At 45.4% G+C, this 24,461-nt stretch carries 30 protein-coding genes and 1 pseudogene; 12 read left to right on the top strand and 19 right to left on the bottom strand.

The genetic code is table 11. The features are described 5' to 3' along the window. Window positions 1-165 precede the first annotated feature (165 nt). Window positions 166-1,011: a 16S rRNA (cytidine(1402)-2'-O)-methyltransferase gene (rsmI, locus tag Q7V21_RS11195; RefSeq protein WP_304917373.1), complete on the bottom strand. Its 846-nt coding sequence runs from the start codon at window positions 1,009-1,011 to the stop codon at window positions 166-168. A 164-nt stretch (window positions 1,012-1,175) separates the two neighbouring features. On the opposite strand from rsmI, the gene Q7V21_RS11190 reads away from it, so the two are divergent. From Q7V21_RS11190 to Q7V21_RS11180, 3 genes are all read left to right on the top strand, one after another. Continuing rightward, window positions 1,176-2,963, top strand: coding sequence for a penicillin-binding protein activator (locus Q7V21_RS11190; RefSeq protein WP_304917372.1), 1,788 nt, complete (start codon window positions 1,176-1,178; stop codon window positions 2,961-2,963). A gap of 5 nt (window positions 2,964-2,968) precedes the next feature. Beyond that, the gene (locus Q7V21_RS11185) at window positions 2,969-3,325 is read left to right on the top strand and encodes a YraN family protein (RefSeq protein WP_304917371.1); all 357 of its coding nucleotides are present in this window, start codon (window positions 2,969-2,971) and stop codon (window positions 3,323-3,325) included. 83 nt (window positions 3,326-3,408) lie between these two features. After that, window positions 3,409-3,942 (top strand): BON domain-containing protein, encoded by a 534-nt coding sequence (locus tag Q7V21_RS11180; RefSeq protein WP_304917370.1) that lies wholly within the window; start codon window positions 3,409-3,411, stop codon window positions 3,940-3,942. Window positions 3,943-3,984: 42 nt separating this feature from the next. On the opposite strand, the gene hemJ is transcribed toward Q7V21_RS11180, so the two are convergent. After that, window positions 3,985-4,416, bottom strand: a complete 432-nt coding sequence (gene hemJ / locus Q7V21_RS11175) for a protoporphyrinogen oxidase HemJ (protein ID WP_304917369.1) — start codon at window positions 4,414-4,416, stop codon at window positions 3,985-3,987. Between the two features lie 97 nt (window positions 4,417-4,513). Here hemJ and Q7V21_RS11170 point away from each other — a divergent pair, with 97 nt between their 5' ends. Further along, the gene (locus Q7V21_RS11170; protein ID WP_304917368.1) at window positions 4,514-4,699 is read left to right on the top strand and encodes a hypothetical protein; all 186 of its coding nucleotides are present in this window, start codon (window positions 4,514-4,516) and stop codon (window positions 4,697-4,699) included. 42 nt (window positions 4,700-4,741) lie between these two features. Next, window positions 4,742-5,119 carry a PilZ domain-containing protein gene (locus tag Q7V21_RS11165; protein WP_304917367.1) on the top strand — a complete coding sequence of 126 codons (378 nt, stop codon included), beginning with the start codon at window positions 4,742-4,744 and terminating at the stop codon, window positions 5,117-5,119. Window positions 5,120-5,131: 12 nt separating this feature from the next. On the opposite strand, the gene radA is transcribed toward Q7V21_RS11165, so the two are convergent. The 9 genes and pseudogenes from radA to Q7V21_RS11120 all read right to left on the bottom strand — a co-directional run bounded on the left by radA (window position 5,132) and on the right by Q7V21_RS11120 (window position 12,796). Beyond that, window positions 5,132-6,520, bottom strand: a complete 1,389-nt coding sequence (radA, locus tag Q7V21_RS11160) for a DNA repair protein RadA (RefSeq protein WP_304917366.1) — start codon at window positions 6,518-6,520, stop codon at window positions 5,132-5,134. Next, complete coding sequence (gene alr, locus Q7V21_RS11155) at window positions 6,513-7,601, bottom strand: alanine racemase (RefSeq protein ID WP_304917365.1); 1,089 nt, start codon at window positions 7,599-7,601, stop codon at window positions 6,513-6,515. The genes radA and alr overlap by 8 nt, the downstream gene beginning before the upstream one ends. Further along, window positions 7,598-9,013 (bottom strand): replicative DNA helicase, encoded by a 1,416-nt coding sequence (gene dnaB / locus Q7V21_RS11150; RefSeq protein WP_304917364.1) that lies wholly within the window; start codon window positions 9,011-9,013, stop codon window positions 7,598-7,600. Before dnaB ends, alr begins: the two co-directional genes overlap by 4 nt. Window positions 9,014-9,218: 205 nt before the next feature. Continuing rightward, window positions 9,219-9,662 (bottom strand): annotated as a pseudogene (gene rplI, locus Q7V21_RS11145) (50S ribosomal protein L9); the annotation flags it as partial. 48 nt (window positions 9,663-9,710) lie between these two features. Beyond that, window positions 9,711-10,619 carry a DUF2232 domain-containing protein gene (locus Q7V21_RS11140; RefSeq protein ID WP_304917363.1) on the bottom strand — a complete coding sequence of 303 codons (909 nt, stop codon included), beginning with the start codon at window positions 10,617-10,619 and terminating at the stop codon, window positions 9,711-9,713. A gap of 38 nt (window positions 10,620-10,657) precedes the next feature. Then, window positions 10,658-10,885, bottom strand: coding sequence for a 30S ribosomal protein S18 (rpsR, locus tag Q7V21_RS11135; protein WP_014706206.1), 228 nt, complete (start codon window positions 10,883-10,885; stop codon window positions 10,658-10,660). Between the two features lie 15 nt (window positions 10,886-10,900). Next, entirely contained in the window at window positions 10,901-11,245 is a 345-nt protein-coding gene (rpsF, locus tag Q7V21_RS11130) for a 30S ribosomal protein S6 (RefSeq protein WP_069296734.1), read from the bottom strand. Window positions 11,246-11,349: 104 nt separating this feature from the next. Then, a complete protein-coding gene (rlmB, locus tag Q7V21_RS11125; RefSeq protein WP_370654061.1) occupies window positions 11,350-12,075 on the bottom strand; it encodes a 23S rRNA (guanosine(2251)-2'-O)-methyltransferase RlmB in 726 nt (241 codons plus the stop codon). A 40-nt stretch (window positions 12,076-12,115) separates the two neighbouring features. Then, window positions 12,116-12,796 (bottom strand): OmpA family protein, encoded by a 681-nt coding sequence (locus tag Q7V21_RS11120; RefSeq protein WP_304917362.1) that lies wholly within the window; start codon window positions 12,794-12,796, stop codon window positions 12,116-12,118. Between the two features lie 95 nt (window positions 12,797-12,891). Here Q7V21_RS11120 and moaB point away from each other — a divergent pair, with 95 nt between their 5' ends. The 5 genes from moaB to Q7V21_RS11095 are packed head-to-tail and all read left to right on the top strand — an operon-like array spanning window position 12,892 to window position 16,723. Next, window positions 12,892-13,407, top strand: coding sequence for a molybdenum cofactor biosynthesis protein B (moaB, locus tag Q7V21_RS11115; protein WP_304917361.1), 516 nt, complete (start codon window positions 12,892-12,894; stop codon window positions 13,405-13,407). Then, window positions 13,404-13,655: a glutaredoxin family protein gene (locus Q7V21_RS11110; protein ID WP_304917360.1), complete on the top strand. Its 252-nt coding sequence runs from the start codon at window positions 13,404-13,406 to the stop codon at window positions 13,653-13,655. Before moaB ends, Q7V21_RS11110 begins: the two co-directional genes overlap by 4 nt. A 54-nt stretch (window positions 13,656-13,709) precedes the next feature. Further along, entirely contained in the window at window positions 13,710-14,600 is an 891-nt protein-coding gene (locus Q7V21_RS11105; RefSeq protein ID WP_304917359.1) for an alpha/beta fold hydrolase, read from the top strand. A gap of 36 nt (window positions 14,601-14,636) precedes the next feature. Beyond that, complete coding sequence (rnd, locus tag Q7V21_RS11100) at window positions 14,637-15,785, top strand: ribonuclease D (RefSeq protein WP_304917358.1); 1,149 nt, start codon at window positions 14,637-14,639, stop codon at window positions 15,783-15,785. A 2-nt stretch (window positions 15,786-15,787) separates the two neighbouring features. Continuing rightward, window positions 15,788-16,723: a carbohydrate kinase family protein gene (locus tag Q7V21_RS11095; RefSeq protein ID WP_304917357.1), complete on the top strand. Its 936-nt coding sequence runs from the start codon at window positions 15,788-15,790 to the stop codon at window positions 16,721-16,723. Window positions 16,724-16,757: 34 nt separating this feature from the next. On the opposite strand, the gene Q7V21_RS11090 is transcribed toward Q7V21_RS11095, so the two are convergent. The 7 genes from Q7V21_RS11090 to Q7V21_RS11060 form a co-directional block, all read right to left on the bottom strand. Continuing rightward, window positions 16,758-17,246 carry a phosphatidylglycerophosphatase A gene (locus Q7V21_RS11090; protein ID WP_304917356.1) on the bottom strand — a complete coding sequence of 163 codons (489 nt, stop codon included), beginning with the start codon at window positions 17,244-17,246 and terminating at the stop codon, window positions 16,758-16,760. Beyond that, window positions 17,227-18,204, bottom strand: coding sequence for a thiamine-phosphate kinase (thiL, locus tag Q7V21_RS11085; protein WP_304917355.1), 978 nt, complete (start codon window positions 18,202-18,204; stop codon window positions 17,227-17,229). Before thiL ends, Q7V21_RS11090 begins: the two co-directional genes overlap by 20 nt. A gap of 47 nt (window positions 18,205-18,251) precedes the next feature. Then, the gene (nusB, locus tag Q7V21_RS11080) at window positions 18,252-18,713 is read right to left on the bottom strand and encodes a transcription antitermination factor NusB (protein WP_304917354.1); all 462 of its coding nucleotides are present in this window, start codon (window positions 18,711-18,713) and stop codon (window positions 18,252-18,254) included. Next, window positions 18,714-19,196: a 6,7-dimethyl-8-ribityllumazine synthase gene (gene ribE / locus Q7V21_RS11075; RefSeq protein ID WP_304917353.1), complete on the bottom strand. Its 483-nt coding sequence runs from the start codon at window positions 19,194-19,196 to the stop codon at window positions 18,714-18,716. A 69-nt stretch (window positions 19,197-19,265) separates the two neighbouring features. Further along, entirely contained in the window at window positions 19,266-20,141 is an 876-nt protein-coding gene (locus Q7V21_RS11070) for a symmetrical bis(5'-nucleosyl)-tetraphosphatase (RefSeq protein WP_304917352.1), read from the bottom strand. Between the two features lie 10 nt (window positions 20,142-20,151). Beyond that, window positions 20,152-20,634: a DUF934 domain-containing protein gene (locus tag Q7V21_RS11065; protein WP_304917351.1), complete on the bottom strand. Its 483-nt coding sequence runs from the start codon at window positions 20,632-20,634 to the stop codon at window positions 20,152-20,154. Further along, window positions 20,618-22,276: a nitrite/sulfite reductase gene (locus Q7V21_RS11060; RefSeq protein ID WP_304917350.1), complete on the bottom strand. Its 1,659-nt coding sequence runs from the start codon at window positions 22,274-22,276 to the stop codon at window positions 20,618-20,620. The genes Q7V21_RS11065 and Q7V21_RS11060 overlap by 17 nt, the downstream gene beginning before the upstream one ends. Before the next feature lie 307 nt (window positions 22,277-22,583). Between Q7V21_RS11060 and Q7V21_RS11055 the strand changes: the two genes are divergently transcribed. Together Q7V21_RS11055 and Q7V21_RS11050 are read left to right on the top strand one after the other, a co-directional pair. Next, on the top strand, window positions 22,584-23,027 hold the full coding sequence (locus Q7V21_RS11055) for a DUF3465 domain-containing protein (protein ID WP_304917349.1): 444 nt from the start codon (window positions 22,584-22,586) through the stop codon (window positions 23,025-23,027). After that, entirely contained in the window at window positions 23,024-23,545 is a 522-nt protein-coding gene (locus Q7V21_RS11050) for a DNA-deoxyinosine glycosylase (RefSeq protein ID WP_304917348.1), read from the top strand. Before Q7V21_RS11055 ends, Q7V21_RS11050 begins: the two co-directional genes overlap by 4 nt. Here the strand turns inward: Q7V21_RS11050 and Q7V21_RS11045 are convergent. Beyond that, complete coding sequence (locus Q7V21_RS11045; protein ID WP_304917347.1) at window positions 23,528-24,295, bottom strand: EAL domain-containing protein; 768 nt, start codon at window positions 24,293-24,295, stop codon at window positions 23,528-23,530. The genes Q7V21_RS11050 and Q7V21_RS11045 overlap by 18 nt on opposite strands. Window positions 24,296-24,461: the final 166 nt, after the last annotated feature.

Here is a 24,461-nt window from a genome sequence, read left to right as displayed (position 1 = left end):
ACATTCAGGCGGTTTACTCTCTGTTGCACTGGCCGTGGACTTGCGTCCCCCAGGTGTTACCTGGCACCTTACCCTATGGAGCCCGGACTTTCCTCACTCTGAATCCTTGCGGACATCAAGCGCGATTGTCTGGCCATCTCAACTGACTATTTTACCGGAGCAGCTTTATTTTTGCTGAAGTTTCAACGCCATGTCGTAGACTTTGTTTTTCTTGATGCCGAGAATAGATGCCGTAATACTTGCCGCCTGCTTCAATGGCACCTCCTCTAATAAAATCTGCAATACACGAGTCTGCTCAGCTTCATCACTGTCCACCACAGTTGACTGGCCTTCAACAAGTAAAACAATCTCGCCTTTTTGATGGTTGGGATCATTAAGCACAACCTCGACCAACTCAGCCAAAGGCAGAGTGACAATGGTTTCAAACATTTTTGTCAGTTCGCGTGCCAGACATGCTTTTCGCTCACCACCAAACACAGCCAGCATATCTTGCAGACTGGCTACCATGCGTTTAGGGCTTTCATAGAAAATCAAGGTACGGGGTTCATTGACCAGCTTTTGTAAAACTTGTCGGCGTGCAGTTGCTTTAGGAGGTAAAAATCCTTCAAAGGCGAAGCGCTCAGCGGATAATCCGGAAGAAGACAGTGCGGTAATAACAGCACAAGCGCCCGGAACAGGAATAACTTTGATGCCCTGGTCACGTGCCATATTGACAAGCCGAAACCCGGGGTCGCTTATTAACGGTGTACCCGCATCTGAAATCAGGGCAATCGATTCACCAGCAGCAATACGCGATAACAGTAGTTCACTGCGCTGTTGCTCATTATGTTCATGCAGCGAAATGGTGGAAGTTTCAATACCATGATGCTGCAGCAGATATTTGCTGTGCCGTGTGTCTTCTGCAGCAATCAAATCGACTGAAGACAAAACTTCAATAGCGCGCGCTGAAATATCCGCCAGATTTCCGATTGGCGTGGCAACAATATAAAGTGCGGCTGTAGCGTCGTTCACGGTTGATATCCTGAAAAGAAATATTGATTCTGGTCGTAATATACGCGAACAGGTAAGATGATGCCTTCTCCGAACTAAATTTGATGTAGCTTATGACGCAACGATTTTCCGCCCTGCTTATCTTATTGGCTCTTTTGACACTATCCGCCTGTCAGCCGATATCCATGGAAACGAAACCTTCTGGTCCTGATATGACGACCTTGATTTCGGAAGCAGAAAAACAAGGCGACTATGCTTTAGCTGCTGAAGACTATCTGGCTAAAGCAGCAGATTCTGAAGGTGCGCTGAAATCAGCGTTTCAATACCGTGCCGCCATCATGCACTATGAATTGGGTGAGTTTGCAGAAGCCGAGGCCCTGCTTGCTGAAACCAATCTGCAACAACTGACCTCACGTGAACAATTAACAGCCCACTTATTACGCGCCGATATTGCTGTATTAAATCTTGATGGACAAAGTGCTTTGCAGCATCTGGATAAAATCGATCTCGCTTCAACGAATACTGCCCAACAAAAACGTATTCTGGAGTTACGGATCACCGCTTACGATTTGACTGAAAACTGGCTGGAAAAAGCCTTGGCTCATATCAAACTTGATAAGATGCTGCCGGAAAGTGCTCGTGAAAACAATCATGTCGCACTGTGGCAGACATTAATGAAAATGACGCCTCAGGCTTTAGATTTATACAATCCCGGTCAACCACCTGCTGAAGATAGTGGCTGGTTTGCCTTAGCCTATGCTGTTAAGGCTTATGAAAACAATCCAGAAGCCATGGAAGTCGCCATCGAGGATTGGGAATTCAGTTATCCAAATCATCCCGCCAATGTTGAGCAGTTAAAGAAAACCGTTAAGGCCCCTGTCCGTCTTCCAGACCAACTGAATTTGATTGGCATACTGTTACCTGACTCCGGCCCTGCAGCAAACGCCTCACAGGCCATCCGTCAGGGCATCATTGCCGCACATTTCAATGCGCGTTCTAATGTTCGCCTGCAGTTTTATGATGTGCGTCCCGGCAACACTCCCGACTCCAATAATGTTATTACCCAATACAACAAAGCAGTTGCAGATGGTGCGAACATTGTTATCGGGCCTTTAGATAAGCTGTCTGTTGAAATACTGGCTGCATATGAGTCTTTATCTATTCCAGTGCTGGCACTCAATCGAATCAGCCAGAATGTCGAAAATACCAACTTTTTCCAATTTGCTCTGGCACCTGAAGATGATGCCCGTAGTCAGGCTGACTATGCCAAAAAACTGGGCTATAAACGGGCCATCGTATTAAGTCCACGCAGTGAATGGGGCGACCGGGTAGTCGCTGCTTTTTCAGATGAATGGCAAGCTTCAGGCGGTCAGCTGGTCACCCGGGCCAAATATGATGAAGCAGAGAATGACTATTCGCACATTTTGACGCCCATATTGGGAGTTGACAGCAGTAATCAGCGTTATCAGAACCTCCGCCGAACATTAGGACAATCATTGGAGTTTGAACCACGCAGACGTCAGGATGTGGACTTTATGTTTATCGTTGGCAGGCCGTTGAAAGCCCGTCAATTAGTCACACAATTACGTTTCCATCGTTCAGGTCAGTTGCCAATTCTGGCTACTTCACATGCCTATGGTGGCGAGGCGAATGCCCAACAGGACATCGATTTGAATGGTTTGATTTTTACCGATATTCCATGGATGTTCACCGAACAGTCGGAACAGGATCCTGCCTATGCAGCCGTTCGTCGGCAAGCCAGTGGTGATGTAGGTTCATTTATGCGTTTGGCTGCGTTAGGTGTCGATGCCTATCGAATGATTCCTTTCCTGACAGCCATGAGCAGTTCTGAAGATGAAAAATATCAGGGTGCCACAGGTGAACTGTCGATTAATAAACAGGGTCAGATTGAACGTTTGATGCCGATTGCCACTATTCGTAATGGATTGATTGAACCGCTGCAAAGAGATTAAAGCTGATGGCAGAACATCTCCAGTCTGGAAAACAGGCGGAGCAATTAGCTTGTGATTATTTACTAAAGCAAGGGTTAAAGCTGATTCAACGTAATTTTCACTGTCGTCGCGGTGAGATTGATTTGATTATGCAGGATGGGCAAACTCTGGTTTTTGTTGAAGTGCGATATCGGCGAAATGACTCACATGGTGGCGCACTGGAAAGTATTACAAGCTTTAAACAATCACGTATCATCACGACAGCTCAACATTATTTAATGCAATCCGGATGGTCTTTCAATTGTCGCTTTGATGTCATAGCAATCAGTGCCGGCACAGCAGATAAAATTGTGTGGATTCGGGATGCTTTTCAACTAAACTAAGCCACGATTTTATCTGCATACATTCAACGAGGAACAAATCCATGTACCAAATTAGACTGGTTTTTATGTTACTGATACCGATAATGCTGCTGCAAGCTTGCGCGGCTGTCGTGGTCGGTGGTGCAGCAACAACGGCAGCAGTAGCTTATGACCGCCGAACGGCTGGAGCGGTTTTAGATGATCAATCTATTGAAGCGAAGGCTAAATATGCCATTTTTCAGGACAAAGATATTCACAGCCAAAGTAATATTAATGTGACGAGCTACAATGGATTTGTCTTGTTGTCTGGCGAAACACCTAATGAAGCTCTCAAGCAAAAAGCCGAAAATCTGGTTAAAGATATTCCAAAGGTGCGAAAGGTATTTAACGAATTAGCTATTTCAGGGCCTAGCGCATTAACGTCACGTACCAGTGATAGCTGGATCACCACCAAGGTGAAAACCAAAATGACTAAGGATGAAAATGTTGATCCCTTATTTATAAAAGCGGTAACTGAACGTGGGATTGTTTATTTAATGGGTAAAGTTACTAGATCTGAAGCAGATTATGCTGTCGCAGTAGCCCGTTCAACCAAAGGCGTTTTACGAGTAGTGAAAATTTTTGAATACATAGATTAATCATTTGATTAAGCAAAAAGCCCCTCTCGCAGGGGCTTTTTTTTAGAAAGGTTTTACAACGGCCAGAATCATCACGGCAATTAAAATCAACACCGGCATTTCGTTAAACCACCGATAAAACACGTGGCTACGTTTATTTTTATCCGCCGCAAACTGTTTAAGCATCCGACCACACATTCCATGGTATACAAACAAAAATAATACCAGAGTCAATTTGGCATGCAGCCAATGCATGGTTTGTAATTGCTCCAGCGTGTAATAACTCATTAACCAGATACCCAATACCAAGGCAATAACAGCACTTGGTGTCATGATTCCACGGTATAGCTTTCGCTCCATAATTTTAAAACGCTCGTTACCAGCCTGATCGTCACACATAGCGTGATAGACAAACAACCTTGGTAAATAAAACAAAGCAGCAAACCAGGTGACCACCGCCATTAAATGAAACGCTTTTACCCACAACATCTGCAATGACTCCTAGGGTTTGTTGATCTTTCATCGCCGCCCCTGTTATGAATTGAAAATACGTCACACTAAGCGCGAGGAATGAAGTTTAGAGTTATTCTAAATGAATAACGAGCAACAACGGGTGAGGTTTTTTCAATTACAACTCGAAGGGCTGGGGCTCATTCTGGTCAACTATATTGGAAATGACTTATATAGAAGAATAACTAGACTGCATAATTTCCGCTTGGTTGGACGAAATGAGCCTCCGGCAGTGGTGGTGATGAAAGATCAAAAGACCCTGAAATGAAACAATGATAGTATCAGCCTTATATAAATTAGGAGATCACCGATGTCCGATGAACGCAGATATTTCAGCCGAATTCCGTTTGCTGCAGATGCACATGTTATTGCAGCACATGGTGATGTCTATTTGAACTGTCGGGTAATTGATGTCTCGCTCAACGGTTTGCTGATCGCCCGGCCTGAAAATTGGTCTGGCAATCTGACTGATGTTTTTAATGTTGATCTGTTACTCGATGGTGCCCAGATTGTCATTAAAATGCAGGCTGAGGTTGCTCATATGGATACACAAAGTATTGGTTTTCACTGCCAACTGATCGACCTCGACAGCATTACTCATTTAAAAAGACTGGTGGAACTGAACCTTGCTGATGAAGGCTTATTGCATCGGGAATTATCCGCTCTGCTGGATATGCCGGATAATTAAACCAAATCGGTATTACTGCCAACCTTCTTTAAGCGCATCAATTGCCTGTTGCAAATGATGTACAGCAATCACTTTCAAGCCTGAAACAGCTTTGCGCGGCGCATTGGCAGCTGGCACTAACGCTACTTTAAAACCATGTTTAGCCGCATCACGTATCCGTTCTTCACCTGCTTGAACCGGACGAATTTCACCCGTTAATCCCACTTCACCAAACACCACCCAATCCTGCGGTATGGCTTTATTACGTAAGCTGGAAATAACCGCTGTTAATACTGCCAGATCGGCGCCGGTTTCACTTAATTTAACCCCACCCACGACGTTGATAAACACATCTTGATCATGACAGGTTATGCCACCATGACGATGCAAAATTGCCAATAACATCGCCAGGCGATTTTGTTCTAAACCAACAGATACACGGCGTGGATTGCCCAATGGACTCTCATCAACCAATGCCTGCACTTCCACCAGCATGGGTCTACTGCCTTCGCGTATCACCGTGATCATACTGCCGGGAACGGCCTGTTCTCCACGCGATAAAAAGATGGCGGATGGATTACTGACTTCTTTCAATCCAAGTTCAGTCATCGCAAATACGCCGAGTTCATTGACCGCGCCAAAGCGATTTTTGACTGCACGCAAGATTCTAAAACGCGTCGAGCTATCACCTTCAAAATACAACACGGTATCAACCATATGTTCCAACACACGGGGGCCGGCTAAAGCGCCTTGTTTGGTGACATGGCCCACCAGAATCATTGTGATGCCACTGGATTTGGCAAATCTGACTAATTGCGCGGCACTTTCACGCACTTGTGCCACGGTTCCAGGAGCTGACTGTAGCAACTCAGTAAATACCGTCTGAATAGAATCAATAACCATCACCTGTGGTTGGCGTTGCTGGGCGATTGCCATCATTTGCTCGGCATGCGTTTCTGCCAGCAGATCCACCGGAGTGTCCTGCAATTGCAGACGTTCCGCTCGCAGGCGGATTTGCTGTAACGATTCTTCACCACTGATATACAGCGGATTAATACCACTTAATTCCGCCATACTGGCCATGGCTTGCAAAAGTAAAGTCGACTTACCAATACCAGGATCGCCGCCTATTAACACAACGGAACCTGTAACCAGGCCACCACCCAGCACACGATCCAATTCCGGTAATCCGGTAGACCAGCGAACAGCTTGTTCTGAAGTGATAGTTTTTAATGCTTGAACGGTGTTTTGTTGCTGGCCGGCATAGCCAGTATGTTTATTCATTACAGTCGAAGGTTTAACACCACTTTGCACCGATTCTTCCAGACTGTTCCAGGCACCACAGTCTGTACAACGACCGGCCCATTGTGGTGTCTGCGCGCCACATTCACGACACACATAAACACGCTTGGCTTTAGCCATGTTTATACTCCCTGTTTACTCGCGGTGTCACACAGCATAATAATTCGTAGGGAATGGTTCCGGCTTTTTCGGCTAACCGTTCCACTGGCAAGACATCGTTCCCCCAGATAATCACTTCATCATCCAGTTGGGCTTGTGGGCATTCCTGTAAATTGACACAGATGGTATCCATCGAAACACGGCCGATAACCGGTACGCGTTGACCTCTGATAAATATTTCGCCGGTATTGGATAAATGACGACTATAACCATCCCCATAGCCAATACTGACAACACCCATACGCATAGCTCTATCTGCTGTCCATTGACCACCATAGCCCACTTCATCGCCGGGTTGTAACTGTTGGGTAGCAATCAGTTTGGACACCATTTGCATAACCGGCATCAATCCCAGATCTGCACCGGATTTATCGGCAAAAGGAGAAGCACCATAAAGCATCAGCCCGGGTCTGACCCAGTCATAATGAGATTCTGGCAAACTGACAATCGCGGCTGAATTGGCCATGCAAACAGCTAAACCAGAGGATGCAGCTAACTTCTGCATGACTGCTAATTGTTGTTGATTTCGCACATCATTGAGTAAATCGGAATTGGCAAAGTGGCTCATCAGACCAAGTTGTTCAACCAAATCCTTTCGCTGCTCAAGTTGATCAATAATCTGTTGAATTGACTGATCAGCTAAACCTAAACGATGCATTCCGGTTTCCAGCATTAGCCATATAAAAGGTAATGGCTGCTGAATCTGAGCAGCTAACAACATGTCCAGCTGCTGTTGTTGATGCAGAACAGGGGAGAAACCCAGCTCAGCGGCTAAGCGCCATTCTTCAATACTGCTGACGCCTTCAAAAATGGTAATTGACTGTTCAAAACCATGCTGCCGAAGCTGTAATGCTTCTTTTAATCTCGCCACTGCAAAAGCATCACTTTGATCTAATGCTTCAGCAATTTTAATCACGCCGTGCCCATACGCATCAGCTTTAATGACCGACATCACTTTACTGTGTGGAGCGTAGGTGCGAACTTGCTGCAGATTATGTTTCAGTGCTGCCAGATCAATTCGGGCAAACGGATAGCGGCTCACGATTCATTATCACCGTAATCTTGTTGGTAATATGCAGGAGCAAAATTTTCAAAACGGGTGTATTTGCCCTGAAAGGTTAATGCGACAGTACCGATTGGACCATTACGCTGTTTGCTGATAATGATTTCCGCTTTGCCCTTTTCTGCTGAATCTTCGTTGTAAACTTCATCGCGGTAGATAAATACAATAATATCAGCATCCTGCTCAATCGCTCCTGACTCACGCAGATCCGACATAACTGGGCGTTTATTTGGACGTTGCTCGAGTGAACGATTCAACTGAGACAAAGCGATAACAGGTACATTTAATTCTTTGGCAAGGGCTTTTAACGAACGTGAAATCTCTGAAATTTCATTAGTCCGATTTTCGGCCTGCCGCCCATTGGAGCTGCCGCTCATCAATTGCAGATAATCGATAATGATCAAGCTCAAACCATGTTCACGTTTTAACCGTCTTGCCCGTGCTCTCAGTTCCGATGGTGTCAAACCACCGGTATCATCAATAAATAAAGGTGCTTCGTTCAACAATGCAATTGCCGAAGTCAGTCTGGGCCAATCATCATCATTCAGGCGGCCAGTGCGTAATCGATGCTGATCAATACGACCCAATGACGACAACATCCGCATAGCTAATGAGTCGGCAGGCATCTCCATACTGAATACCGCAACCGGTTGTTTACTGTGAATTGCTGCATTTTCAGCAATATTCATCGCAAATGTGGTTTTACCCATCGAAGGTCGGCCAGCGATAATGATTAAATCAGCAGGTTGTAAGCCGGAAGTTTGATCATCAAAATCAATAAAGCCAGTTGGCAGGCCGGTAATACCACTATCTTGCTCAAACAGCGTATCGATTTTATCGACAACTTTACTTAAAACATCTTTAACCTGAATGAAGCCGCCACCGCGTTTTGCGCCTTTTTCAGCGATTTCAAAAACACGTCGCTCAGCGGTGTCGAGCATTTCTTCGCTGTTGCGCCCTTCTGGTGTAAAAGCCATATTGGCAATGTTATTACCAATCTGAATCAGCTGACGCAAAATTGATCGTTCGCGAACGATCGCTGCATACGCTTTGATATTAGCTGCACTGGGAGTATTGCGCGCAAGCGCGCCGAGATAGGCAAGTTCGCCAACTTTATCGAGTTCACCACGTTGATTATGCCATTCGGCCAGCGTGATTACGTCTACGGGATTGGCTTGTTCCATTAGCTCCGCGATGCCGCGGAAAATGAGCTGGTGATCGTGACGGTAGAAATCCTGCTCAACCAATAAATCAGAAACCTGTTCCCAGGCACTGTTATCAAGCATTAATCCGCCCAACACAGATTGTTCAGCTTCAACTGAATGCGGTGGTACCTTCAGGGCCTGAGTTGCGCTGTCTTGATAGCTTTCTGGATAAGTTATCTGTTCCACAGCAATTGTCCAAGCTGGTTATACAAGCATTTGATTCAATACAATTGAATCACAAAATAACAGGAGCATAGAAAACTCTATGCTCCTGTTGATCTAACTATTACTCTTGTTCTTGCGCTTTAGCGATCGCTTCAGCTTCTTCACGTGAAGCTTCACGTGCTTTACGCGCTTCTTCTGCAGCAGCAATAGCGGCAAGTTCAGCTTCTGAAGTGATATTGACTTTTACACTGACGATAACATCAGCATGCAATTGCACATCAATGTTGTATTCGCCGGTGTGGCGCAATGGACCTGTTGGTAAACGTACTTCGTTACGATCTACATCAGCACCTTTAGCATTTACCGCATCAGCGATATCTGCAGCAGTAACTGAACCGAACAATTTACCTTCAATACCAGCGTTAGCCATGATATCAACATCACCGGCTGCTACCAGTTTTTTCTCGCGTTCTTGAGCCGCAGTGAGTATTTTGGCCGCCGCAGCTTCTAAATCAGCACGACGTTCTTCAAATTTAACTCTGTTGTTCTTGTTAGCAGGCAGAGCCTTACCAGCAGGAACCAGATAGTTACGACCATAGCCAGCTTTTACACTAACTTCGTCACCCAAATTGCCAAGCTTTTGAACTTTTTCCAGCAAAATTACTTGCATCGTTCTAACCCTCATTCGCAGTCAGAGACTGCTTATAAAATAACCGCATTACGCTTGTGCGCGTTTGCGAAAATTAAACCATTGTTCCAAAACACCCAGTGTGGCGGTCAAAATCAACATTTGCGGCAGCATTAATACCATTAGCACATACATTACCACTAACCAGGCAACTGATTTCTGTTTCGCCCGGACAATAGCGTGGGCCACTGCAATACCTTGTATTGCAAACAGCACCAGCAGAACCGGCAAACAATCTATCAACAGCATCAGCGAACCGGCTATCGGCGTCAGTGACAGAGCCATCAGCGCAGCGGTCAGTATTGCCAACGTTTTACCTAATGTAATTTGGGTAAATTCGCTACCAAACGCACCTTCGTTATATAACGCGGATTGCCATGCGCGACCGATCAGAATACCCAAAATAATATTGACGCTAACTGCTGCGGCAATCAACCCAGTCATCATGCCGGCCATTTGGACCAGAAAGTTTTGGGTGTCTGCTGCATTCAATTGCCATCCAGATTGCTCTGACAGTAACTGAACAAACGGTGCCAACATTTCCTGCCACCATAACGCAGGATTAGGCAGAAAAATATGTGCTATCAATACCACCAGAATACCCGCGCCGGCAGCGGCCAAAAGAGCCCGCTCCAGAGATCGAGTGTATCCTAATACCAGAGTCACCAAATAAGCCGGTAGCCAACTGGTCAGTAATAACGCCAAAGCAATCCAGATCTGCCCTAAGAGCAGTCCGGCAACAACTGCAAATACCACCAATGTTGCGGCCATTACCCGTAGACCTTCTTTAGGACCTACGCGTAAAGTGGCTAACACAATTACCCCGCTAGCGAGATAATTGAGTGGCGGTAGCAACATTGCAGCAACCGATAGCAAAGCCGCTGCAAATGCAGCTTGCCAGCGACCTTTCATTGCAAAATCAGCTATACCGCGCAACATAATTATTTTGATCTTAACCTTACAACTGGGAAGCTAAATTACTTGTGCATGTCACAGTAAGGCAGCAATGCCAAAAACCGTGCACGTTTTACACAAGTTGACAGCTGACGCTGGTAACGAGCTTTTGTACCGGTAATACGGCTAGGAACGATTTTGCCTGTTTCAGTAACGAAATTCTTAAGCAGGTTTACGTCTTTGTAATCAATTTGTTTCACACCTTCGGCAGTGAAACGACAAAATTTTCTACGTCTGAAAAAACGTGCCATCGTGATATCTCCTGATTAGGCTTGTGATACGGGTTTTTCGTCGTCTTTGCGCATCATTGGTGAAGCATCAGTAACTGCTTCGTCCATGCTGACAACAAGGTGACGAATAACGGCATCATTGAAACGGAATGCAGTGGTAACTTCATTCAATTGCTCAACATCACATTCAACATTCATCAACACGTAATGTGCTTTATGAACTTTGTTGATTGGGTAAGCTAATTGACGACGACCCCAGTCTTCCAGACGGTGAACTTGACCACCAGCAGTAGTCAATGTTTGGGTATAGCGCTCGATCATGCCGGGCACTTGTTCGCTCTGATCAGGGTGGACCAGAAACACGATTTCGTAATGTCTCAATTTGAGCTCCTCACGGTTTATACAGCTTCCTGAAAAATTTCAGAAAGCAAGGAGTTTTACCTGTTAAAAGGCAATCGCGGATTTTACTTCATTTTAGTACTTACTCACAAGCGACGTTGACGATCTGCCTCAAATAGACACACGCCCGCAGCTACGGATACATTGAGACTTTCTGCTCCTCCTTGCATGGGTATATGCATTACCTGATCACAATGATCTCTGGTCAAACGGCGAATACCCTGCCCTTCTGCTCCAAGAATGATCGCTAAAGGTCCTTTGAGATCAGCTTGATAAAGACTCATCTCACTATCACCCGAGGTTCCAACCAACCAAATCCCACGTTGCTGCAGATCCCGCAAAACGCGCGCAAGATTAGTCACTTGAATAAACGGCAAGCGTTCGGCCGCACCGCTGGAGATCTTGATAGCGGTCGGCGTCAAACCGGAGGCACGATCTTTCGGTGCAATTACCGCATGTGCTCCAGCCGCTTCGGCTGTTCGCAAACAAGCGCCGAGATTATGTGGATCTTGCACACCGTCCAGAATTAATAAAAACGGCGTTTGCTGCAAATTATCCAGCAATACATCCAGATCGGTTTCATCAAGCACAGCCAACGGATGACAGCGCGCAATACAGCCTTGATGACGATTTTCCGGAACCATATCGTCCAGTTGCTGGCGCTGGGTTTTGTGTAAACGTATGCCCAAATCACTGGCTAATTTATAAATAATTTCCACACGTTGATCATGGCGCTCATCGGCCACCCAGATTTCCGCCACACGTGAAACAGGCGACTCAAGAGCCGCCTGTACTGCATGCAAACCAAAAATCAGATCTTGTGATGGTGCCTGGTTTCTTTCTGATGTGCCTTTACGGCGCTTTGTAGGCTTCAGCTTCCTGTCCCTCAACAATTGGTTTTACGATAATTTCGACTCGACGATTCAATTGGCGTCCTGCCTCAGTTTCATTACTGGCACGAGGTTCAAGTTCACCACGGCCCATTGCGACCAAGCGCTCTTTCATCACTCCTCGTGCAGCAAAATAATTGGTGACAGATTGTGCTCTGCGCTCAGAAAGTTGTTGGTTATAACTTTCAGAACCTTTGCTGTCGGTATGACCGATAACATGAATGATGGTTTTTGGATAACGCTGTAACACGTCGGCCACTTTGTTTAACGTCGGTTCAAACGCCGGTTTAATCGCAGCACTGTCAAAATCGAAAGACACTTCGTTAGAAATATCGATTTTTAATGATTCATCCTGTAACTGCTGGATTTGCAATTCATTACGAGCTTGCTCTTGAGCCAAGGCCTCTTTCATTTCACGTTGCTGATTATCCATGTAACGACCAACGCCTGCACCAGCCAATGTTCCCACAGCAGCACCGGCTAAAACTCCACCTGCACCATCATCAATTGCATAACCAATGATTGAACCAGCGGCTGCACCAATCGCGGCTCCTCTTTTGGTTCGCATATTTGGATCATCAGCAGCACAACCCGACAAAACGATCGCTGATGAAATGGCTGAGACTAATAGAATTTTTTTCATTATTTTAACTCCCTCACTATTGCGTTGCATTCTAGACCCTAAGTGCTATGGTGACTATACTTGCTTATCACCAAATTAAATGAGAACCATTCGATATGGATCGCCCCTTTATCCCAGTCAAAATTGCCGTACTGACCATTTCCGATTCTCGCACTGAAGCCGATGATGTGTCCGGCAAGACTTTACAGGACAGATTGCTCGCTGCGGGCCATGAACTGGCAGATAAACAGATTGTTGCCGATGACATTTATCAAATTCGCGCCATTATTTCTCAATGGATTTGCGACGAACAGGTTGACGTTATTATCACCACAGGCGGTACTGGACTGACGGGACGTGATGGCACGCCGGAAGCAGTTCAGGTTTTATTTGATAAAGAGATTGTTGGTTTTGGTGAACTGTTCCGGCAAATCTCCTATGACATTATCCGCACATCGACAGTGCAATCAAGAGCGATCGCAGGTGTGGCCAACGGAACGTTTATCTTTTGCCTGCCAGGATCTTCCGGTGCCTGTAAAACGGGCTGGGATGACATCTTGCAATACCAGCTCGACGTAAGACATCGGCCATGTAACTTTGTTGAACTGATTCCCCGGCTGCGAGAGAAATGATAACTCTGCAACTATTCTCCACGGCAGGATGCCATTTATGTGATATTGCCATTGAGCGAGTCAACACCCTCCCCAATGCTGCTCAGATCAATTTGCAAATCGTTGAAATCGGCGATGATGATCTGTTGGTTGAACAATATGGCATTCGAATTCCAGTGTTGAAATTTCCTGATAACAGTGAATTAAACTGGCCATTTGAGCAACACGATATTCTGCAAAAAACTGCTGTTGCTACAGAGGAACTTTAGCGTCACCAGCGGCTCTTAACTTTACTGTCGAGTTATCCTTTTTGGAGCCACCAAATGAAAGTGTTGATCTGGCCTTTTTTAGTGTTCTGGTCTGTCTCCACACCCCTGATTGCTGCGGAGTTTCCAGCAATTCCCGGCAAACGCTTTGATGTTGGTGGCTATCAGTTACATATTCACTGTTCGGGGTCTGGCAGCCCGACTGTTATTGTTGATGTAGGCCTTGGCGACGATTCAACTGACTGGCTGCCAATTCAGCAAGCGGTTTCCCATAATGCTCGGATCTGTGTGTTTGACCGACCCGGTTACGGCTGGAGTGATTTTGGCCCAGCACCACGAACCAGCAACAGAATTGCCAGTGAGTTAGAGATTTTACTTGAACAGGCTGATATTGCTCCACCGTATGTTCTGGTGGGTCATTCATTTGGTGGGTACAACATCCGTATTTTTGCAGCCAATAATCCGCAAATGGTCGCTGGCATGGTGTTAGTAGATGCTTCTCATGAAGATCAATACAACCAGTTTCAGATTAAACTTCCTAACAATTTCGATCGCCGCGGCACTATCATGATTTTGCCAAAAGCTACCGATAGCCAGGCTCATGCCAATAAACCACCAATTTTGCGTGAACGGGCTTTTCATGCTGCCAGGGCTGAAATCTCAGCACTGGATGAAAGTTCAGCACAATTACAGAAAAATTCAGCTTTACCTGTGGTGCCTTTAATTGTCATCAGCCGTGGCAAACCTGAATGGTATGGGGATGCAGGCCAACAACAACGGGAGAAAACCTGGATTCATCTGCAACAGGATTTGTCCAGGCTCTCGCCGATCAGCTCACATATGTTTGCCCATCAAAGTGGCCATGCTATTCCGCATGAACAACCAGAAATCATCATTGAAGCCATTAACGATATTGTCAGCCGGGTGCATGCCCGCAATGTCCTCTAAAAACAGTTATACTGCCTGCTTTTTTAGCTGGATAACATGACTGTTCTTTACATTGATTCGGATGAGGCGTTAACGCAATTTTGCCAGGATATTCAGCACAGTAAATGGCTGGCTATTGATACAGAATTCCTGCGCGAGAAGACCTATTACCCCCAACTTTGCCTGATCCAGATTGCCAATGATGATGTCATTGCCTGCGTTGATCCTATCGCCATCAAAGATCTATCGCCTTTGCTTGATCTTATGTATCAACCGCAAATAACGTTGGTTTTCCACGCTGCAAGACAAGATCTCGAATTACTGTATTTATTAAAAAACTCCCTGCCACAGAATCTGTTTGATACACAATTAGCCGCCACCATTCTGGGCGATGGTGATCAGATTGGTTATGGCAATCTGGTTAAATTACGACTGGATGTGAATCTGGATAAAGCTCATTCCAGAGCAGACTGGACCCAACGTCCGTTAAGTGCCGAACAGCTGGAATACGCTGCTGATGATGTTCGATATCTGCGTGAGTTATACCATCAAATGTCAGCCGATCTTGAAAAACAAGGTCGTACTGAATGGCTTAAAGAAGATTTTGCTGACCTTGCCAATGCTAATAATTACATCGCTGATCCGGAGACTATCTGGCGTAAGATTCGCGGTGCCGGCAAACTAAAAGGTGTGCAACTTGCCGTATTACAGCAACTGGCAGCCTGGCGTGAGCAACGGGCTATTGATAGAGATCGGCCGAGACGCTGGATCATCAAAGATGAAGTGATGTTGGATCTCGCTCGTTTTGCACCGGAAAAAATTGAAAAACTCAGTCAGATCCGAGGTCTTGAAGCTCGAGATATTGAACGTAGCGGTCGCGCGATAATTGAAGTCATCAGCAAAGCAAAACAAACTCCTCCGGAACAATGGCCGATATTGCTTAAACCTGAACCACTGAGTAACCAGCAGGAAGCGCTGATCGATGCATTGATGGCATTACTGCGCAAATTCTGTGATGACCAATCGATTACCCCCATCGCAGTGGCCAGCCGCAAGGATATTGAGAGACTGGTTCGTGGTGAAACCGATTTGCCATTATTACAAGGTTGGCGTAATCAAATTGTTGGGCATCATCTAACTGCATTTATTGAAGGTCATCTGTCGGTTACTGCTGATACACAACAGATTCATACAAAAGAGGTATAAATATGTCGGTACTAATCTGTGGCTCATTCGCCTACGACAATATTATGGTGTTTCCGGATCAATTCAAAAATCACATTTTGCCTGACAAAGTACACATGTTGAATGTGTCGTTTCTGGTGCCGGAGCTGCGTCGTGAATTTGGTGGTTGTGCAGGTAATATCGCTTTTAATATGAAAATGCTGGGTGATGAACCGATTCCAATGGGCACGGTTGGTAGTGATTTCGGTACCTACGCCGCGTGGATGGATAAGTTTGCGATTAACCGTCGTCATGTACACGTCAAAAATAATTACTTCACTGCTCAGGCTTATATCACTACTGACATTGATGATAATCAGATCACTGCTTTTCATCCCGGAGCGATGAACCTGGCCCATGAAACTTCGATCAGTGAAGCTCAGGGTATCAAGCTGGGGATTATTGCTCCAGATGGGCGTGATGGCATGATTCAACATGCTCGGCAATTTGCTGATGCCGGTATTCCGTTTATCTTTGACCCGGGCCAGGGTCTACCGATGTTTAATGGTGAGGATTTATTGCAGTTTGCCCGGCAGGCAACCTATATTGCGCTTAATGATTATGAAGCCCAGCTGTTTGAAGATAGAACCGGTTTGCCACCCGATGAAATTGCCAAGCTGGTTGAGGCACTAATCATTACGCGTGGTGCTGAAGGCTCATCTATCTATACTGAAGGCAAACGCATTGATATTCCTTGCGCCAAAGCGGCAAAAGTCTCCGATCCAACAGGCTGTGGTGATGCCTATCGAGCGGGATTGTTACACGGCATTCTGCATGGCAAGGACTGGGAAATCACTGGTCGAATCGCATCGTTATTAGGTGCCATTAAAATTGAACAGCCTGGAACGCAGAATCATCAATTTACCAGCGAAAGTTTTGCTGAACGGTTTGAGCAAAACTTTGGAATGCGTTTAAGTTAACACCATCTGGCTCTGAGACTGCTGTATGGCAGTTTCAGAGCAAATAATGGCAAAGCTGCAAAATCACCGCAGCAAATACCCCTGCGATCACATCATCGACCATAATGCCAAAGCCGCCATGTAGCTTGCGGTCGGCAAGTGATATCGGCCACGGCTTCCAGATATCAAACAATCTGAACAATACAAACCCCAGCAACATCCATTGCCATCCCGCTGGAGCCGCAATCATTGTCACCAGATAACCAACAATTTCATCCCATACCACTGCAGAGGGATCGTCCTGTTTCAACCAGTTCACGGCTTGCTGACAAATCCAAATCCCGGCGATAAATGCTATCAACGTGATCAGTAAATAACTCAACAAGTCGAGATCGTGGATCAGCCAATAAAGAGGCAACGCCACAATCGTGCCCATGGTGCCTGGTGCTTTGGGCGATAAACCTGAGCCAAAACCATAGGCCAGCAAACAGGCAGGTCTTTTAAGTAAGTCTTGAAATGTGACCTTATCTAGCGAAGTGGTCATAGCCAGCCTTTATCTCTGAGAATGCTTGCCACTCACCCTGGGCATTCTGATAGTTAATACCTTTGTCTTCAGTGATTTCACCGATCACATGAATCATGTCCGGAAACTGTTGTTTGAGTTTCGCTACATTGTCAGCCGTCGCGGTAAAGCATAATTCGTAATCATCGCCGCCAGTCAACGCCAGTTGTCTGGCCAGTTCAGTCGGCAATTTTTGCAGCACGGTAGAGAATGGCAAAGCTGATAAATCCAGTTTTGCACCTTTATTACTGGCTTTAAGAATATGATTCAAATCGGCTAGTAAACCATCCGACACATCAATCACCGCATGTGCGTGGCCAACCAGTTGCTGACCAATTTGATTACGTGGTGTGGGCATTTCCAGACGTTGAAGCAAGTATTCAATATCCGTATCAGTTAATAATGCGCTATCGAGTTGCCCCAATCTGTATTGAAGGCCTGCGGCAGCATCTCCCAAACAACCGGTCACACAGATCAAATCAGCGCCTTGAGCAGCATTGCGCTGCAAAATATTTTCTTTGGCTAAATGCCCATGAACCTGAATGGTAATGGTTAACGGGCCGCGAGTCGTATCCCCGCCGACCAGTTGAACCCGATGTTGTTGAGCAATTTCAGCTAAACCGGCTGAAAACTGTTTCAACCAGTCATCATTTATTTCTGGCAATGTTAGCGCCAATGTAAACCAAGCCGGCTCCGCTCCCATTGCAGCAAGATCACTGAGATTAACCGCCAGCGCTTTGATGCCTAAACGATACGGATCAACATCGGCAAAAAAATGTATGCCTTGCACTAAGGTATCAATGGAAATCGCGGTATAGGTATCTTGCGGATTGTTTAAAACGGCGCAGTCATCACCAATTCCCACAATCACATCTTCACGGCTAGCCGTTAAAGCATGGAAATACTGCTGTATCAGTGAAAACTCAGGAGATTGCTTCATTCAAAAAAAGCCCCGTCTGGATGGTTGCATCTTTTCGGGGCTGATAATCAATTCGTTTTTTTCTGGGCGCGTGCTGCTTTGGCCGCCTGATATTCGACCTGGCGCAAACGTGCGCCCATCTTATCTAACACGCCATTGACGTATTTATGGCCTTGTTCACCACCAAATGACTTGGCGAGTTCAACAGCTTCATTTAACACAACGCGATATGGGATATCAGGACGATGCATATATTCAAAAACTGCCAGTCGTAATACTGAAACCTCAACCGGATCAATGGTGGATAAACTTCTATCTACCGCATGGGTCAGTTCAGCATCAATGGTATCGATTTCTTTGGTGACACCTTCGACCAGCAGTTGAAAATAGTTTTTGTCGATTTTGTTGGCGTATTCAGCAATAACAAAATCCATGGTGTCTTTTTCAGGAGCCTGATTATTAACCAATGATTGATAAAGCGCTTGCACAGCGGCACGTCGAGCTTGAGTCCGGGGCAGTCCACCAGCCATTTATTTGGCAGCTCCGATTTGACGTAATACATTGACCATTTCAATAGTGCCCATCGCGGCTTCAGCTCCTTTATTACCGGCTTTGGTGCCAGCACGTTCAATGGCCTGTTCAATGGTATCGACGGTCAGTACACCAAAAGCAATTGGTATATCAAGTTGTAGCGTCAGTTGACCAAGTCCCTTAGAGCACTCTCCCGCAACATATTCAAAATGAGGAGTGCCACCGCGAATAACTGCGCCTAATGCGATGATCGCATCGTATTTGCCGGTTTTACCCATCCGTTGTACAGCCAAGGGAATTTCCACTGCGCCAGGAACACGGGCGATTTCAATATCTTTTTCCGCAACACCATGACGTAACAATGTATCCACTGCACCGGCAATCAGATTATCAACGATAAAATCATTGAAACGGCCAGCAACGATACCCACTCGCATGCCTTTTGCGGAAAAGTCACCTGAAAAGGTTTTGATATTGCTCATATTTCAGAAATGTCCAAAAGAGAAAAAAAGATATTGTACTGTGTTTAAAAATGAATGCCTAACAGTCAGTTACAGCCAGCGCTGCTTTTCAGCAGCCGTTTTATTTCGTGCATGCGGCAAAGCATCTGCATCAGCATCTACCACGGTCCATTGATAAGGCGATTGATCAATCCTTACTGCCGTTAACTGTTCGCCCCACACCGCACCACTATCCAACGAAAAAACATTGTCATACTGTCCCGTGCCTAATTGCGACCAGTGGCCAAACACAATCCTGTCATTAGCACTGGCACGATTCGGCATCATAAACCAGGGTTTCTGTTCTGCAGGTTTATCTTTGGGCGCACCTTTGAATTTCAGCGCCAGACTGCCATCTTCATGGCAATAACGTAAACGAGTAAAACAGTTGGTAATAAAACGTAACCGATCCCAACCTGTTAAATCGGCAGACCAACGTTTGGGTTTATTGCCGTACATATGTTTGAAAAAATCACGCCAGTTATCGGATTGTAAAACAGACTCCACTTCAGCAGCACGCAACAGTGCTTCATCGATACTCCATTCTGGTGGCAAACCGGCATGTACCATGGAGAATTGCAATTGTTTGTCATGATAAAACAGCGGTTGATGACGCAACCAGTCAATCAATTCATCGCTGTCTTCCGCCGTTAAAACCGGCTCAATGGTATCCAGGCGATGACTGAACTCGTTATTCCCTGCAGCATGCGCCAACATGTGCAAATCATGATTGCCCAACACGACTTTTGCTGTCTGCCCACCCAGATGTCGCACGAAACGCAAAGTGTCTAACGATTTTGGGCCTCGGTTAACCAAATCACCAGCCAACCAGATTTGATCCTGCTGAGGATCAAATCTGACTGCTTCAAGTAATTTAATCAGTTCATCAAAACATCCCTGAACATCACCGATTGCATAAACAGCCATCTTCGAGAAATTAACGACGGCGATACAAAGGTTCAGGCCTTAAAACGGTGGCCTGATAGCTTTCGCTGAAAGCATCGAATGCCGCCAGCGCCTGGACCAAACGGTTTGGATTTGCCAGTTCAAAACTGTTAATGCCGCATTGCGACATGTAAAACAATTGATCGTATAACACATCACCCTGGGCACGAATTTCACCTTTAAAGTGATACCGATCCCGCAGTAAACGTGCATAAGAATAACAACGCCCATCGGTGAATGCAGGGAACAGCAAGACAACGAGTTGAAAACGTCCCAAATCAGGAACAATTTCTTCCAAGGGATCATCACCTGAAAGTCGAATACCCAAGCCACCCTCATGACGACTTAATGTTTCGTGCTGTTCCTGCCAACGAGTGATCGAAACCGTGATATTGCCGGCAACTAGAGCCGCCTCATCATCAAGATGCTGCCAGTTGTCGTCAACGATCTCGCGATCTTTAATGATCTTCTGCATAAACACGCTCCTTGAATGGATCAACGCCAACCCGGCGCACAGTCGCGAGGAAACTCTCATCTTCATGGCGCAGGTCGATATAAGCATCTAGCAAATGCGCTACGGTATCGACAACTTCGTCTTTTGGAATCGCCCGTCCCAGACGCTCACCCAATGAAGCATCAGCTTCTGAGCTGCCACCCAAGGTGAACTGGTACCACTCTTCACCTTTTTTATCGACACCCAATATACCGATATGACCGACGCTTTGATGTGCACAACCGTTCATACAACCGGAAAACTTAATTTTGATATCGCCCAGATCATGCAGGTAATCCAAATCATCAAAGCGTTGAGCAATGCCTTTGGATAATGGAATAGAAGTCGCATTAGCCAGACCGCAATAATCCAGCCCCGGACAGCAAATGATATCGGTCAGAGTATTAATATTTGGTGTTGCCAAATCTTCGGCATTCAAACGTAACCACAAGGCATATAAATCAGCTTGTTTTACATCGGTGTAAACCAGATTTTGCGTATGGGTTGAACGTACTTCGCCAAAGCTGAATTCATCTGCCAAGTCAGCAACCACTTCCAGTTGCTCGGAAGTAATGTCGCCAGGCGCTTGTCCCGGTTTTTTCAATGAAACATAGACCGCCCGGTAACCTGGAACTTTATGATCGGCAGTGTTTTGTTTGACCCAAAGCGCAAACTCTTTGTCTTGTGCCAACAGATCGGCATAGCTGCTATCGGAATCAACCGCATCCAACTCATAAGCTGGTTCAGTGAAATACTGTTTTACCCGGTCGATTTCTTTCGCATCCAGTTTCAGCTGATCGCGAATATGCACCCACTCTGCTTCGACCAATTCGCGGATATGATTGATACCATGTTCCCGGACAGTAATTTTGATACGTGCTTTGTATTTGTTATCACGACGACCAAGACGGTTGTAAACACGCAGAATGGCTTCAAGATAAGACAGCAAGTCCTGTTTTTCCAGAAAAGGTCGGATCTGTTCACCAATAATTGGCGTACGGCCTAAACCACCACCCACCAGCACTTCAAAACCGACTTCACCTTCATGGTTTTTAACCAGATGCAAACCGATATCATGTAATTTGGTCGCTGCACGATCTTCATTGGAACCGATAACAGCAATTTTGAATTTTCGAGGTAAGTAGGCAAATTCTGGATGAAACGTTGACCATTGACGAATGATTTCAGCCCATGGCCGCGGATCTTCAATCTCGTTGGCATTAACACCGGCCAGATGATCGGAAGTAGTGTTACGGATACAGTTACCACTACTTTGAATGGCATGCATTTGCACACTGGCCAGTTCTGCCAGAATATCCGGCACATCTTCAAGTTTTGGCCAGTTCATCTGAAAGTTCTGGCGGGTGGTGAAATGCACAAAACCCTTGTCATAGCGGCGGGCAACTTCAGCAATTTTCCGTACCTGACGCGATGACATCATGCCGTATGGGATGGCGACTCGCAGCATAGGCGCATGGATCTGAATGTATAAACCATTCATAAGGCGCAGCGGACGGAATTGCTCTTCAGTCAATTCGCCGGCAAGGAAGCGACGGGTTTGATCGCGAAATTGTGCAACTCGCTGATCTATCATCGTCTGATCATACTTGTCGTATTGATACATTTATGGTCTCTAAACGGTTTCAATGGAACCGCACATTATAACGATGCTGGCTTATAACAGGAAATTATAAATGGCTATATCGATATTAATTGTTACTTAAAGAATCCACTAAAGCCATTTCATTGAGCTATTTTAATTTTCATCGACAAAACTCATTCGCTTTTTGAGCTATCTGAAAACTAATCTTCTGATGATTAAAACCTTTGCTATGGTCAAGCAGGTAAACAGTTTATCATTTGAAAATCTCAGGTAATTTGAAAAACAACCAGTAAATCATTCGATTGAGTTATTGGTGGAGCAATCAATAATGTCGAAATTTACCCGTATGCAGCAACGCATCTGGATCCTGTTTGGCTTTGCCATTTTGATCTTTATGGGAAGCTTTTATGAGCCCGAACCGCAAAATAATGTCTCTTCACCTGCTGGCAGTGTTGAACAACTGTTTGAACAGCGGCAAAGTGATGTTCAGATTGAGGTGTCCGGCACGGTAACACGGCTATTATCAGATGATCATGAAGGCAGTCGACATCAACGGTTTATTATTGAATTACCCAGCGGGCAAACTCTGTTAATTGTTCACAATATTGATTTGGCACCAAGAATTGATGATATTAGAGAAGGCGACGAAGTCCGCGTTTACGGCGAATATATCTGGAATGATAAAGGCGGCTTGATTCATTGGACCCATCATGATCCAGCCAACCGCCATCCACATGGTTGGATAAGACATCAGGATAGTCTCTATCAGTGACCCTAGAACACGCCACCAGCTTTCCAGCTATTGTCGGTTTAACTCCGCGAATCCTTATTCTCGGCTCGATGCCAGGAATGGAATCATTAAAACAGCAACGTTATTACGCTCATCCTCGTAATGCATTCTGGCCTGTTATGACGTCTTTTTTTGGTCAATCAGACTTGTTAGGTTATGAACAACGTTGTGACATATTGAAACAACAGCAGATTGCCGTATGGGATGTATTGAAAAGTTGCCGTCGCCCGGGAAGTCTGGATCAGCATATTGAAACGGAGTCGATAATTACCAATGATTTTGTGGCTTTGCTGCAGCGTCATCCGACAATAGGGCAAATCTTTTTTAATGGTGGTAAAGCAGAACAGCTATTCAAACGTTATGTGATGAAACAGCTGGAATCCGCTGGCATTTTACTAGATTACCAAAGACTACCTTCAACCAGCCCGGCACATGCAGCTATGTCATATGAAATGAAACAAAAGCTTTGGCATCAAGCATTATCAGCGCCACCAATCTGATGTAACCGTGGCCAGGGATTCAAAGCTTGGCTTAGCAAAATAATAGCCCTGAAATAACTCAATCCCCATCTCTTGTAAAACATAAAGCTCATCTGCAGATTCGATACCTTCCGCTATCACGGTAATATCCAAATCATTACAGAAAGCGATGATGCCTCGCGTAATGGACTGCCTGACTTTATCGTTATGTATGTTGCGTATTAAAGCCATATCCAATTTCACTAAATCGGTCTGCATATTTGCCAGCAGATTCAACCCCGCATAGCCAGCCCCAAAATCATCTATGGCAGTTGAAAATCCATGCTGCTGATAAGACTGAATAATATCCTGCAGGTGTTCATGGTCGTTAATCTGTTCACCTTCCGTCACTTCGAAAATAATACGTTCAATCGGGAAGTTATAGATCTCTGCAGCTTCAAGTGTCGTTCGGATACATAACTCGGGTTTGTACACTGCATTGGGCATAAAGTTGATGCTGAGTTTAGAATCGATGTTGAGCTCTGCGGCAAGTTTAATTGCTTTGACTCGACATGCCTGATCAAAGCGATAGCGGTTACTGTCATTCACATTGGCAAAAACAAATGCAGAACCCTGTCCTTCCACACCTCTTACTAGAGCTTCCTGAGCATAAACCGTTTGAGTGGCAGTGTTGACGATGGGTTGGAAGGCCATCGAAAAATCAAAGCCGAGTAAACTGCTTTTCAAGCACTCACCACAACCAATTTTTCGAAAATCCGCCTGTTCTTTCATTTAATTCACCATCACAATTTCAGCAGAATTTAACGCAATTCATAAATTTCTACTAAAACCGGTTCACATAATTCTGATATTTTTTCACTCGCATTTATCGCAGCTAACTAAATAGCAAACTAACTAAGGCTCCGTAGAGATTTTGCATTTCAAACGCGCTAAGTTC

This window comes from Methylophaga sp. (assembly GCF_030651745.1).
This window is presented reverse-complemented; position numbering and strand designations above follow the sequence as displayed.

What these genes read in the sequence shown, in the direction of transcription:
- Q7V21_RS11070 (WP_304917352.1), bottom strand. Translation starts at nt 20,141, where the DNA reads ATGGCTGTTTATGCAATCGGTGATGTTCAGGGATGTTTTGATGAACTG.
- Q7V21_RS11185 (WP_304917371.1), top strand. Translation starts at nt 2,969, where the DNA reads ATGGCAGAACATCTCCAGTCTGGAAAACAGGCGGAGCAATTAGCTTGT.
- moaB (WP_304917361.1), top strand. Translation starts at nt 12,892, where the DNA reads ATGGATCGCCCCTTTATCCCAGTCAAAATTGCCGTACTGACCATTTCC.
- thiL (WP_304917355.1), bottom strand. Translation starts at nt 18,204, where the DNA reads ATGAAGCAATCTCCTGAGTTTTCACTGATACAGCAGTATTTCCATGCT.
- Q7V21_RS11065 (WP_304917351.1), bottom strand. Translation starts at nt 20,634, where the DNA reads ATGCAGAAGATCATTAAAGATCGCGAGATCGTTGACGACAACTGGCAG.
- Q7V21_RS11045 (WP_304917347.1), bottom strand. Translation starts at nt 24,295, where the DNA reads ATGAAAGAACAGGCGGATTTTCGAAAAATTGGTTGTGGTGAGTGCTTG.
- radA (WP_304917366.1), bottom strand. Translation starts at nt 6,520, where the DNA reads ATGGCTAAAGCCAAGCGTGTTTATGTGTGTCGTGAATGTGGCGCGCAG.
- Q7V21_RS11110 (WP_304917360.1), top strand. Translation starts at nt 13,404, where the DNA reads ATGATAACTCTGCAACTATTCTCCACGGCAGGATGCCATTTATGTGAT.
- Q7V21_RS11180 (WP_304917370.1), top strand. Translation starts at nt 3,409, where the DNA reads ATGCTGCTGCAAGCTTGCGCGGCTGTCGTGGTCGGTGGTGCAGCAACA.
- Q7V21_RS11090 (WP_304917356.1), bottom strand. Translation starts at nt 17,246, where the DNA reads ATGACCACTTCGCTAGATAAGGTCACATTTCAAGACTTACTTAAAAGA.
- Q7V21_RS11140 (WP_304917363.1), bottom strand. Translation starts at nt 10,619, where the DNA reads ATGTTGCGCGGTATAGCTGATTTTGCAATGAAAGGTCGCTGGCAAGCT.
- rpsR (WP_014706206.1), bottom strand. Translation starts at nt 10,885, where the DNA reads ATGGCACGTTTTTTCAGACGTAGAAAATTTTGTCGTTTCACTGCCGAA.
- Q7V21_RS11105 (WP_304917359.1), top strand. Translation starts at nt 13,710, where the DNA reads ATGAAAGTGTTGATCTGGCCTTTTTTAGTGTTCTGGTCTGTCTCCACA.
- Q7V21_RS11120 (WP_304917362.1), bottom strand. Translation starts at nt 12,796, where the DNA reads ATGAAAAAAATTCTATTAGTCTCAGCCATTTCATCAGCGATCGTTTTG.
- Q7V21_RS11055 (WP_304917349.1), top strand. Translation starts at nt 22,584, where the DNA reads ATGTCGAAATTTACCCGTATGCAGCAACGCATCTGGATCCTGTTTGGC.
- Q7V21_RS11170 (WP_304917368.1), top strand. Translation starts at nt 4,514, where the DNA reads ATGAATAACGAGCAACAACGGGTGAGGTTTTTTCAATTACAACTCGAA.
- rnd (WP_304917358.1), top strand. Translation starts at nt 14,637, where the DNA reads ATGACTGTTCTTTACATTGATTCGGATGAGGCGTTAACGCAATTTTGC.
- nusB (WP_304917354.1), bottom strand. Translation starts at nt 18,713, where the DNA reads ATGGCTGGTGGACTGCCCCGGACTCAAGCTCGACGTGCCGCTGTGCAA.
- Q7V21_RS11190 (WP_304917372.1), top strand. Translation starts at nt 1,176, where the DNA reads ATGGAAACGAAACCTTCTGGTCCTGATATGACGACCTTGATTTCGGAA.
- Q7V21_RS11095 (WP_304917357.1), top strand. Translation starts at nt 15,788, where the DNA reads ATGTCGGTACTAATCTGTGGCTCATTCGCCTACGACAATATTATGGTG.
- Q7V21_RS11165 (WP_304917367.1), top strand. Translation starts at nt 4,742, where the DNA reads ATGTCCGATGAACGCAGATATTTCAGCCGAATTCCGTTTGCTGCAGAT.
- Q7V21_RS11060 (WP_304917350.1), bottom strand. Translation starts at nt 22,276, where the DNA reads ATGTATCAATACGACAAGTATGATCAGACGATGATAGATCAGCGAGTT.
- ribE (WP_304917353.1), bottom strand. Translation starts at nt 19,196, where the DNA reads ATGAGCAATATCAAAACCTTTTCAGGTGACTTTTCCGCAAAAGGCATG.